We start from the raw sequence: 12,068 nt of genomic DNA, 5'->3' as shown, positions 1-12,068 counted from the left end.
GTGCCACGTCCGCATGTCTTGCTCCCATGACCAACGTCGTGTTGGCCTCTTAGTCCGCTCTCACCGGATACTTAATAGGATTCATTATTAGAATTAACAGCAGTTTTTTGGATTTGTCCCAGCCTCTTTCTTACGATTAGTCAAGTGTATTTCATTAATTTCCTTTATATTTTATGATTTAGTTGTAGGTGGGAGGGGTACCCCTCCCACCTACAACTAAATTTTCCCACGCTAAAAAGACCTAACGATTTTTCATTCTTTCGCAAGGTAGGTTATGTTATAGTAAATGTATTCGATTATATTTAGTTCGTAGCTGTCTTATAATCGTAAAGGATGCCATGTGTCAGTAACTGAAACGTCATTTTCAGAAACTTATTGATACAGGCGATGATCGCAACCTTATGAGGCTTTCTCTGAGGTTGCGTTTTTAATTTATAATAATAATCCACAAAATGATTCGGTTTTCCTTTTGCCATAAGCATTGCGCATACCATAAAATATAAAATCTTTCGCAGATGTTTGTTTCCTCGTTTATTAATGCGGTCACGGTACTGTGTATTCCCAGACTGATAGCGCATAATATCAATTCCTACATAGGCATTCAATTGTTTCGCATTTTTAAAACGGCGAATGTCACCCATTTCACCGATTAATCTACAAGCAGTTGAATTACCGATACCAGGAATAGAACGTAAAACAATATACTCTTTGCGTTCTTTCGATAACTCAATCATTTGTTTGACGAGTGCTTCCTTCTTTTCCTTTAAATCGGCTATCCGAGCTGCGTAATCGCGTACTTGATCACATCGAACATCCGTACATTTAATCGCTGGATAACTATTTTTAGCTGCGGCTAATAACTCAATTGCTTTTGCCTCAGCACGGGCAAGAGATAAATTCTTTTTCGTATTTGTCTTCAATCGATTCTTGATGACAGTTTTCGAATGAGCTAATACAAGTGCAGGATGTGGATATAGCTGAACTACATTTAAAAATAGTGCTGAACCTGGTGTCAGTAATGTTTCTAATTCTGGAAAACTCATATGTAAAATCGCATGCATACGACTTTTTATTAAAATCATTTCTTCATCAATTTCATCGTAATAACGTGTCAAGGCTCGCATCTGTTCATAGTACTCATCTTGAATATAAGTAGATTCACGCTCCATTTTGAAATGAGTTTTGGCCAATTCATGGGCATCACTACGATCGGTTTTGTGTCGGCGCATCTTTGCCATTTGTAAATTCGCTTCAAGTGGATTCATGCGACTGTATGTATATCCATAATCTTTCAAAAAAGATTCTACAGGTTTCGAATAGATACCTGTTGCTTCAAAAACAATCTCCGGAACCTGTCCATCAAGTTTGGTGATTTCTTTCATTCGTGTATGTAATCGCTCAAAATCCACCCGTGTATGATTTAATTCACCTTCAAACTCACATCGACGATAACTATCGTAAATTACCATCGTACTTTTTCCTTTACTTACATCTAACGCAATGACATGTTTCACATATATCCTCCTTTTTAGCCAATCATAGAAGTCTTCACAGTACCTTATCGATTCCACTTTCTTATACACGATCTCTTTGGACCCAACATACTAATCTGATTCACATAAGGGTGTGAAGTTAGCCGGTTTTTGTTACGGATTCTAAATTGATCCCAGAGGCTGGTCGGCTTTCCTTCACTTCTACTATAAAAAATAGTAGCACAAACCATGGCCTTGGTTTGTGCTACTAATGTTAGTATGTTTTTATTTTCAAATTTCCTCCCGATCAGGTCGACTACGATAGGCACTTTCATACCACCACACACAAAGGATAAACCAACTATATCCCAGCATCCATCCAGCTAATACATCCGATGCAAAGTGGCGTCCTCCAGCTATTCTGGAAAGTCCTGTTAATAGGAAAAGTATAATTGCAATTGTCCATATGATACGGGAAGTTGTCTTTGAAATAACAATCTTTTCAAATACGTATGCGACTGTGACAAGATACAGAAATCCATGTAATGCGTGTCCAGAAGGAAAACTAAAAGTATTTAGTTGATCTACAATTTCTGGACGAGGCCTTTCGACGATCCGTTTTAAAGCGTGATATAAAGCATATCCAAAACCAATTGAAAGTAGTTCAAAAAGCATCAATTTATAGTCTTTTAGTCGAATCAAAATGACGAGTAGAAGAATAATGGCCACTGAAAAAATAAACTTTGTTTCACCAATGTAGTGAAAGACTGTAATATACTCACGCTCATAAAATAAATCAGATGCTCCCTTATCAAAGGCTTGAATAAAAGGAGTCTCATAGGTCATCCATAAAATACAGAAAATAATGAAAGCACAAACTGCAGATATATAATGCCACTTGTTCATTTCTATCCTCTTTGTATTAGAATAAAATTAATGTTAGGGAAGAACATATTTAATATGGCTTAGTGTGAATGAAAAATACTACTATGAGGCAATTGTTATCATTCTAAAAATTATTTTTATCTTTAAATAATAGGTGATTTGGGGTTCGGAGTGTGTGCTGCTAAAAGAGTACATGATAGAAGACATTGCCAACTCGAGTAGGTTCTACTATAATTGCCTTTAGGACAATAACTAAATATTAGAATAAATAGGTTTTTTAGATGGGGTTCATCTAAGACTAAGAGGGAAGTTGGTGTAAATCCAACACGGTCCCGCCACTGTAAGCGTGGAGACTGGTTTCAATATCCACTGTGTTTTTAACATGGGAAGGAGTAACCAATCGTTGATGCGTAAGTCAGGAGACCTGCCTATTTTGATTGTTTTAAACTTCCTCGAGGAAAGGACGGTTTAAAGTGCAGAGTCGAGTACATATGTATTTTATTTAAAAATTCATAGAAATTACTAGATTTATAATGAACCTGCCTTTTTACTTAACGCTTTCCGAAAAGGAATAGCGTTTTTTTATGTTCAAAAAATAGAAGGAGGTAATAAAGGTGGTAAAAGATATGTTAAAAAAATGGGGGTTTTTCAGCACTGTACTTCTGTTAAGTATTGGTGTTATAGTTGGCTGTGGTTCACAAGAACAAAACACACAAGATGAGGAAGGTACGGCTTCAAACAACAAGACGGAAGAAGTGGAAAAGGTTAATGGTGGACAATTCCCTGTCACAATTACAGATGATGCAAATCGTGAAGTTACGATTGAAGAAGAACCTGAAACTATTGTTTCTATTCAAGCAAGTAATACTGAAATCGCGTTTGCCCTTGGATTAGGCGATAAAATCATTGGCGTATCCGATTACGATAACTATCCAGAAGAAGCACTAGAAATTCAAAAGGTTGGTGCACAAGATATTAATGCAGAGCTAGTTCTTTCACTTCTTCCAGATATAGCACTTGTAACTGATTACCATTACGAATCACATCCCGAAATATTAAAGCAATTTGAGGAAGCGGGAATTGATGTAATTGTTGTTGGTGGTGCAGAATCCTTTGAAGACACTTATGACAAAATTGAAATGATTGCTTCGGCTACAGGAACGACCGAAGAGGCTGATGAAATCATTACGGATATGAAAGAGCGTCTCCAAGCAATTAAAGATAAAGCAGCAGAGATTAAGGATAAAAAACGAGTTTGGGTAGAGGTTTCACCAGCGCCTGATATTTTTACAACAGGTCAAAATACGTTTATGCACGAAATGCTAGAGTCGATCAATGCAGTGAATGTGGCTGAAGATCAAGAAGGTTGGGTTAAAATGAATGAAGAAGAAATCGTCAATTTAAACCCAGACGTCATTATTACAACTTACGGCTATTATGTAGAAAACCCTTCTGAACAAGTGCTGGCACGTCAAGGGTGGGCAGAAGTACCGGCTGTAAAAAATAAAAAAGTGTTTGATGTTGATAATGATACGGTGACACGACCAGGTCCTCGTTTAGTTGAAGGAGTCGAGACACTTGCGGAACTTATCTATCCGGAGGTTTTTAAACAATAATATAGGTTGGCTATATATTTTAAGCGGAGGGCTCTTACTTTGTACGAGCCTTCTTGCCTTATTTGTAAGTAGTGTACAAGTTCCAGTACCTACAATTTTACATATTATTTTAGGAAATACTTTAAATAGCGGTTGGCTAGAAAATGTTCCTAAAAATGAGGTAATGATTATTTGGAATATTCGTTTGCCAAGGGTTCTTTTAGCCTTTTGTGTAGGTGCATCTCTGTCGTTAGCGGGTGCAGCTTTTCAAGGGCTTTTACGTAACCCACTAGCTGACCCATATACGATTGGTGTTTCATCTGGTGCCTCTTTAGGTGCAGTTATTGTTATATTTTTTCAAATTACAATTATCGGATTAGGTAGTTTTACATTACCGGTTGTAGCGATTATCAGTGGGTTACTCACATTACTTGTCGTTTTTGGACTTGTACGTTTAAGTAGTAGAAGTTTGGCGGTTGAAACGATTGTGTTAGCCGGTATCATTGTCAGCTCCTTTATTGGTGCACTCGTCTCTTTAATTATTTCGTTAGGGGACAAAGATGCGATGACACAAATTATGTACTGGCTATATGGAAGTGTCGGTATGAGGGGATGGGAATATGTTCAACTGATCATACCGTTTATGATAATAGGTGCGTTTATTCTTTTCTATCACTATCGAGAATTAAATGCACTAGCTCTAGGTGAGGAAGCTGCAGATCATATTGGCGTGGATGTTAAAAAAGGAAAGAGATTCGTACTAGTTGGTGCTTCTTTACTAACTGGAGCTTCAGTTGCTGTTTCAGGTTCTATTGGATTTGTGGGGCTTGTTATTCCACATCTCGTCCGCCTTGTCATTGGTCCGAACCACCGTCATGTTCTTCCACTCTCGCTATTAACGGGAGGAACATTTTTAATTTTAGCAGATTTACTAGCTAGAACATTGATTTCTCCAAATGAACTTCCAATTGGTGTTGTTACGGCTTTAATTGGTGCACCTGTTTTTGCATTTCTTTTAATTAGAGAACGATTAGGAAAGAGGGAATAAATAGTTATGATTAAAGTTCACAACTTAACAGGTGGTTACACCCATTCCCCAATTATTCAAGGATTGGATTTAGAAATTCGAAGAGGCGAGTTTTTTGCGCTTCTTGGGCCAAATGGAAGTGGCAAAACGACACTTTTTAAATTGATAACAGGTCAGTTGCAGAAAAAAAGTGGGAACATTTTGTTAGATGGTAAAGAGATTTCAACTTATTCAAAACTTGCAAAAGCAAAGAAGGTGGCCGTTTTATCACAGGAGGCTAGTGTATCCTTTGATTATACGGTTGAAGAAATTGTAAGTCTTGGTCGTTATCCTCATCAAAAAGGGATCTTGAAAAACCTTTCAAAGGAAGATCGGAAAATAATCGAAGAGGTAATGGACATTACAAAAGTCAGTGCCTTTCGAAAAAAACAATTCCGTATGATTAGTGGAGGGGAAAAGCAACGAGTATTACTTGCTAAAGCATTAGCACAGGAGCCAGAGCTTTTACTTCTAGATGAACCAACTAATCACCTAGATATTAAACATACTTTTCAACTTTTAGATTTGTTAAAGGAACGGCAGCAAACAATGGGGTTAACCGTCTTTGCGATCTTACATGATTTGAATGTAGCTTCGCTGTATGCAGATCGCTTTGCACTTTTACATGAAGGGAGCCTTTTAGAAGTTGGAGATGTAGAAATGTTAAGGAAAGTAGAACAGTTGCAGAAGGTTTACCAGGTTCAAGTGAACGCCCAATCACATCCAACTGTCCCGAAACCACAGCTTCTTATGACGCCAAACTATGCGAAAGCAGGGGAATTCCTGAACTTTGAAGGATCTTTTGAAATAAACCAAGACAATCATTCTATTCATATCGAATTTAAGAAGGCTCTAAGGACGATTAGTAATTGTGTTTTAGGTGATGGGATTCAGTGGTTAAAACATTTTAGTCATGTGTATGAGGCGGAAAGTAGAGTTTCCTTCGACTCGAAAGCCAAGTTGCAAAAATGGTTAGAAAATAACTTAATACCGTATGAGCAAGCAGCTGGCATGATTGTAGAGGGGAATCTAGAGGAAATCATCATCTTAGAAGAAATCGGTGCTACTCAAATGATGGTAATCGTGACGGTAGGAACAGCAAATGGAGACATTCTAATAGACCCTCAATCAGATCAACCGAAACATACAATCAACATTATGCTGTTCATAGATGCTCATTTTACAGATGGTGCTCTTGTAAATGGATCCATGTTGGCAACAGAGGGGAAAGTGAAAGCGTTACAAGAACATGGTGCTAAAGAATTCCCTTCTTCAAATGATACGTTACTTCTTGGTCTGACTCAGCAAGGAGAGAAAATATCAACTGCTGATTCCCAATCAGATATTGGAAACGCGATTAGCCAATTGGTGTATCGTGCCGTACAAAAGGTACTTAAAAAGCAAAACAGACAGCTACATTAAAAGTGAAAGTAAGTAATGATGAGCCCAATATTGCTATTGAAGGAACTGATAGTGGTAAGAGGATTTTGCTAGGTGATCTGTAATATGGCAGTGGATAGAAGGTTTAGAGAATAGAAATTGTGGGAGGTAATTTACATGGGTCAAAAAAGAGGGTTAACACTTGTTTACACAGGTGATGGAAAAGGGAAAACGACTTCAGCTTTAGGGCTAACTCTTCGTGCGGTTGGAAGAGGGCTAAATGCAAAGATATTTCAGTTTATCAAATCACCTCAACGTTCTTACGGTGAACAAATTGCACTAAAAAAGCTAGGGGTTGAAATGGTTCAGCTAGGAATTGGTTTTACTTGGACTAAAACACCTGAGGAACATCGAGAAGCGTTGAAGCTTGGTTGGCCAATCGCAAAGGAAACGGTAATGAGTGGCGAGTATGACTTAGTAATTTTAGATGAACTGAATAATGCTTTAGCAATTGACACATTCCCAATTGACGATGTGCTACCACTTGAAGAGGTAATTGATTTAATTAAAAACAAACCAACTCACGTCCATCTTGTCATTACAGGAAGAAATGCAAAGAAAGAAATAAAAGATATAGCGGATTTAGTTTCAGTAATTGAAGCAGAAAAACATTATTACGATGAAGGTATACCAGCTGTTAAAGGGATAGAATTTTAGTCTATATAAAGGGTAGGGGGGAATCCTTATGAAAAGTTGCGTTCCTTTAATGATTCAAGGGACACATTCAGATGCTGGCAAAAGTGCACTTGTTACCGCTTTGTGCCGAATCTTCGTTCAAGACGGATTTAAAACAGCACCTTTTAAATCACAGAACATGGCGTTAAATTCTTATATTACATTGGATGGAAAAGAAATTGGTCGTGCTCAAGGGGTACAAGCTGAGGCTTCAGGCATCATAGCGTCCACTGATATGAATCCAATTTTAATAAAGCCGAGTGGGGAATACAACTCTCAAATTGTTGTTCACGGTAAGCCGTATAAAAATATGAAGGCTGGCGAGTATCGTCAAGATTTTTTTGAAGATGGATTAAAATTAATTAAAGAATCGTACAAAAGATTGGCTTCTAGCTATGAACAAATTGTCATTGAGGGGGCAGGGAGTCCTGCAGAGGTAAATTTAAACGATCGAGAGCTTGTGAATATGCGTGTTGCCCAAATTGCCAACGCACCAGTTATTTTAGTTGGGGATATTGAAAAGGGTGGCGTTTTTGCAAGTTTAGTTGGAACGTTGCAGCTACTTGAACAGGAAGACCGTAAAAGAGTAATTGGGGTCATCATCAATAAATTTAGAGGAGACGTTTCCTTATTACAGCCTGGGCTTACTTGGTTTGAAGAATACACGGGTGTTCCGGTATTAGGGGTTGTTCCATACATAAATAACTTACTCATTGAAGCAGAAGACTCGGTGGTATTAGACAGCTATTCATCCCAAAAAAATACTTCGAAGGACCTTGATATTGCCGTCATCCGTTTCCCGTTGATATCAAACTTTACTGATGTCGATCCTTTCATTGAAGAAGAAGATTGCCACGTTCGTTATGTGAAATCTGTACAAGAATTAGGGGAGCCTGACTTACTCATATTGCCGGGAAGTAAAAATACAATTGAAGATATGATGTTTTTAAACAAAACAGGCCTAGCAAATCGAATCAACGATCTAGTGGATGAGAATGATTTAACGGTCTTTGGAATTTGTGGTGGATATCAAATGTTGGGTGAAAGCATAAGTGATCCATATGAAGTGGAGTCAACACATCAGCAGGTTGAAGGATTAGGATTGATTCCGATGAAGACTGTTATGACTAAACATAAGACAACAGTTCGATCTGAAGGAGTTGCTCATTTTGGAGAAGATAGCATCCCTGTTTCAGGTTATGAGATTCATATGGGCGAATCTCACTTTGAAGCGGGATATCAGCCTTTTATTAGGTTAATGGATAAAAACGATGGTGTAATCACGCCTAATCAGAAAGTAATTGGTACTTACTTACATGGCATTTTCCATAATGATCATTTTAGAGAAGCAATCTTAAATGAAATAAGAGGAAAGAAAGGGCTAGAGCCCATTCTGAATCGATCTTCTTTTGCGCAGAAAAAAGAAGAGGGCTTTGATTTATTGGCTAACGTTGTTAGGGAAAATATTCAGTTAGAACGAATTTATCAAATGATAACGGATTTTCAAGAAGGGCATGATCAATAAGGAGTGGATTTGATATGAAATTGATTTCCATATGTCCAAGTAATACTGAATTACTCGCATATTTAGGATTGACTTGTTCGCTTGTTGGAGTTGATAACTATTCCGATTGGCCAGAGAATGTTCTTAGCCTGCCGAGATTAGGTCCGGATTTGAATATTGATATGGACAAAGTGGAAGAGCTCCAACCAGACCTAGTGTTAGCATCCCTTAGTGTCCCAGGAATGGAACGCAATATTGAAGAGTTAGAAAAGCGAAACATTCCCTTTGTCATTGTTCCAAATCCGAAGACACTAACAGAGGTAGGGGAAAGTATATTGTTTGTTGGAGAAGTCACGAAAACTTCTGATAAAGCAAAGCAATTGGTTGAGAAATATCATTTAATTCTTGAAAATTATAGGAACTTATCTCAGAAAGTAGAACAGAGGCCAACTCTTTATTGGGAATGGTGGGCCAAACCAATTTTTACACCTGGGTCAACAAATTGGATTACGGAAATAAGTGAGCTTGCTGGTGGTAAAAACATTTTCGCAGACGAGCCCGAGTCTAGTGTGAAAACAGATTGGGAAGAGGTAAAAAGAAGAAGTCCGGATGTTTTCTGTGTCATTTGGGTTGGGGTACAAAAAGAAAAGGTGAATCCCAAAGTGATTCTAAAACGCGTGGAAGCAGAGCAAATGAAAGCAATTAAAGACAATCGTTTATATATATTAGATGAACCATTGTTTTGTAGACCTTCACCAAGACTGCTTCTCGGCTTAAGTAAAATTGCAAGTATTCTTCACCCTAATATTTATCCACCATTTAATGAGGAAAGTGACCCATTATTGGAAGACGCATGAAATATTTAGACGTTTCAAATCAGAAAAAGTTTGATTTCGGAACCAAATAAAACTTAATACGTTTTAATATATATAGTTCAGCCTACACAACTCGGGTTGAACTTTTTTATTTTAAAGTTTTTACAATTAATTTCTGTGAATAGGGCAGTTTAATTAAGATTCTTTAGAAGTGTTAATTGGAATTCTTTAGATGTGTTAGGAAGTGCAAAGTTAGCCGATTATTGTCATTCCTAAAAACGGAAAATTTATGAGGTAGATAAAAATAGGATTAGGTAGTATCATTGTTCAGAGACTCAGTAATACTAATTAATTTCGTAGGATCTGACTAGACTTGACAAAAGTGAGAACTGGGTTTATTATATAGCAGCTCGAAAAAATAAATAAATTATATTTTACTAAGTTAATATATATTTTACGTTTTGCTTTTGTAAAGTTTTTACTTAACTGAAGGTGGGTGTAAAAAAATTGAAGAATTTATATAATAAAGAAACTGGTCTTTTGAGCAGGTTTTCTGGACTATATTTATTAGCAGTTTTTATGTTATGGATTAAAACATATATTTCTCAGATAACGCAATTTAAATTAGGTGTAGAAGGGACTCTTCAACACTTTCTTTTATTTATAAATCCATTAGGATCAGCACTTGCTTTTTTAGGCTTTGCATTCCTTTTTAAACGACGCAGACGATATACATCTCTGGTCGTCATTTACTTCCTAATGTCGATTCTTTTATATGCAAATATTGTTTATTATCGATTCTTTAGTGACTTCATTACATTACCAACTATTTATCAAACACAAAACTTTGGTGACTTAGGTGGTAGTATACTTTCGTTACTAAAGCCTTACGATTTCTTATTCTTTATTGATGCATTCTTATTGATTTACCTAGTTGTATCGAAAAAGGTGAAAAAAGATACGAGTGCAGTTGGATATAAAAAGGCAATTGCTGTTATTACTCTAACATTAGGGTTCTCTGCATTAAATTTAGGATTAGCAGAAGCGGATCGACCACAACTATTAACTCGTGGTTTTGATCGAAACTATATCGTTAAATATTTAGGAATGTACAACTATACGATTTACGACACTGTGGAAAGTATAAAAGTATCTTCACAAAGAGCTTTAGCCGATAGTAATGATATTACAGAAGTCATTAACTATACAAAATCCAACTATGCTGAACCAAATCCAAAATATTTTGGTGTAGCTGAAGGTAAAAATGTTATCTATTTACATTTAGAATCATTACAAAACTTTATTATCAACTATCAATTAAACGGTGAAGAAGTAACGCCATTCTTAAATTCGTTAACAAAAGATCCGAATACGCTGTATTTTGATAACTTCTACCATCAAACAGCTCAAGGTAAAACTTCAGATGCTGAATTTATGCTAGAAAATTCACTATTTGGTTTACCACAAGGATCAGCATTTATTACGAAGGGTCAAAATACCTTCCAAGCTGCTCCTGCAATATTAAAAGACAAAGGTTATACTTCAGCAGTATTCCATGGTAATGGTGGAAGTTTCTGGAACCGCAATGAAATATACAAATCATTCGGTTATGATCGCTTCTTTGATGCTGAATATTATGATACAAGCTCGAAAGATGATATGGCTGAATATGGTTTGTTAGATAAACCATTCTTTGATCAGTCAATGGATTTATTAAAAACATTACCACAACCGTTCTATACGAAGTTTATTACGGTTGGAAACCACTATCCATATAAGATTGATCAAGATTTAACTACAATTGGTAAAGGTGCTACAGGTGATGCAAGTGTGGATAATTACTTCCAAACAGCACGTTATGCCGATGAAGCCATTGAAAAATTCTTTACTGATTTAAAAGAGTCTGGCTTATATGAAAACAGTATTATTGTTATGTATGGTGACCATTATGGTATTTCAGAGAATCATAATAAAGCCATGTCAGAAGTAATGGGAAAAGAAATTGATGCTTTTGAAAGTGCTAAATTACAACGTGTTCCATTCTTTATTCATATGCCGGGAATGGAAGGTGGAGTTAATCATACTTACGGAGGTCAAGTAGACATTCTTCCAACTTTATTACACTTATTAGGTGTCGATTCACAAAAATATGTTCAATTTGGTACAGATGTATTATCAAAAGAACATAATGAAGTAGTGGCATTTAGAAATGGTGATTTTGTAAGTCCAACAATCTACTCGATTGATGAAAAGCTATACAATGCAACAACTGGTTTACCACTAGATGAGGGTCAAGTGGAACTTGCGGATCACCTCAAAAAAGAAGTGGATTATAAATTACAGTTATCTGATAAAGTAGTAAATGGTGACTTATTGAGATTCTATACACCAGTAGAATTTACACCAGTTGATCCATCGCAGTACAATTATAATAAAGAAACAATTGAAGAAGAAGTGAATAATTAGGGGAGTTAGAACTCTTCTAACGAAAAAGGAGGCTATTCTTAAGTGAATAGCCTCCTCAGATTGTCGACAAAAGGCCTTCAGAATGGTTTCATTCTGAAGGCCTTTTGTCTTTTTGAGATTTTTCGGGTATTTTTCAGTCTTATTTTAAGC

At 36.5% G+C, this 12,068-nt stretch carries 9 protein-coding genes and 1 riboswitch; of the genes, 7 read left to right on the top strand and 2 right to left on the bottom strand.

Annotated elements, in window-relative coordinates; translation table 11 throughout:
• Positions 1 to 302: 302 nt before the first annotated feature.
• On the bottom strand, positions 303 to 1,514 hold the full coding sequence (locus tag JOD29_RS15445; protein ID WP_124766401.1) for an IS110 family RNA-guided transposase: 1,212 nt from the start codon (positions 1,512 to 1,514) through the stop codon (positions 303 to 305).
• Between the two features lie 249 nt (positions 1,515 to 1,763).
• Positions 1,764 to 2,378, bottom strand: a complete 615-nt coding sequence (locus JOD29_RS15440) for a phosphatase PAP2 family protein (protein ID WP_124766402.1) — start codon at positions 2,376 to 2,378, stop codon at positions 1,764 to 1,766.
• A gap of 232 nt (positions 2,379 to 2,610) precedes the next feature.
• A riboswitch (cobalamin riboswitch) is annotated at positions 2,611 to 2,803 on the top strand.
• A gap of 180 nt (positions 2,804 to 2,983) precedes the next feature.
• Between JOD29_RS15440 and JOD29_RS15435 the strand changes: the two genes are divergently transcribed.
• From JOD29_RS15435 to ltaS, 7 genes are all read left to right on the top strand, one after another.
• Complete coding sequence (locus JOD29_RS15435; RefSeq protein WP_124766403.1) at positions 2,984 to 3,973, top strand: ABC transporter substrate-binding protein; 990 nt, start codon at positions 2,984 to 2,986, stop codon at positions 3,971 to 3,973.
• Positions 3,936 to 5,000: a FecCD family ABC transporter permease gene (locus tag JOD29_RS15430; protein WP_124766404.1), complete on the top strand. Its 1,065-nt coding sequence runs from the start codon at positions 3,936 to 3,938 to the stop codon at positions 4,998 to 5,000. The genes JOD29_RS15435 and JOD29_RS15430 overlap by 38 nt, the downstream gene beginning before the upstream one ends.
• A gap of 6 nt (positions 5,001 to 5,006) precedes the next feature.
• Positions 5,007 to 6,440, top strand: coding sequence for an ABC transporter ATP-binding protein (locus JOD29_RS15425; RefSeq protein ID WP_124766405.1), 1,434 nt, complete (start codon positions 5,007 to 5,009; stop codon positions 6,438 to 6,440).
• A 135-nt stretch (positions 6,441 to 6,575) separates the two neighbouring features.
• Positions 6,576 to 7,115 (top strand): cob(I)yrinic acid a,c-diamide adenosyltransferase, encoded by a 540-nt coding sequence (locus tag JOD29_RS15420; protein WP_124766406.1) that lies wholly within the window; start codon positions 6,576 to 6,578, stop codon positions 7,113 to 7,115.
• Between the two features lie 28 nt (positions 7,116 to 7,143).
• Positions 7,144 to 8,658, top strand: a complete 1,515-nt coding sequence (locus JOD29_RS15415) for a cobyric acid synthase (RefSeq protein ID WP_124766407.1) — start codon at positions 7,144 to 7,146, stop codon at positions 8,656 to 8,658.
• A gap of 14 nt (positions 8,659 to 8,672) precedes the next feature.
• Positions 8,673 to 9,494 (top strand): cobalamin-binding protein, encoded by an 822-nt coding sequence (locus tag JOD29_RS15410; protein ID WP_124766408.1) that lies wholly within the window; start codon positions 8,673 to 8,675, stop codon positions 9,492 to 9,494.
• A gap of 465 nt (positions 9,495 to 9,959) precedes the next feature.
• Positions 9,960 to 11,918 carry a lipoteichoic acid synthase gene (gene ltaS / locus JOD29_RS15405; RefSeq protein WP_124766409.1) on the top strand — a complete coding sequence of 653 codons (1,959 nt, stop codon included), beginning with the start codon at positions 9,960 to 9,962 and terminating at the stop codon, positions 11,916 to 11,918.
• The last annotated feature ends 150 nt before the right edge of the window (positions 11,919 to 12,068 follow it).

This window comes from Lysinibacillus composti (assembly GCF_016908465.1).
Classification (GTDB): domain Bacteria; phylum Bacillota; class Bacilli; order Bacillales_A; family Planococcaceae; genus Ureibacillus; species Ureibacillus composti_A.
This window is presented reverse-complemented; position numbering and strand designations above follow the sequence as displayed.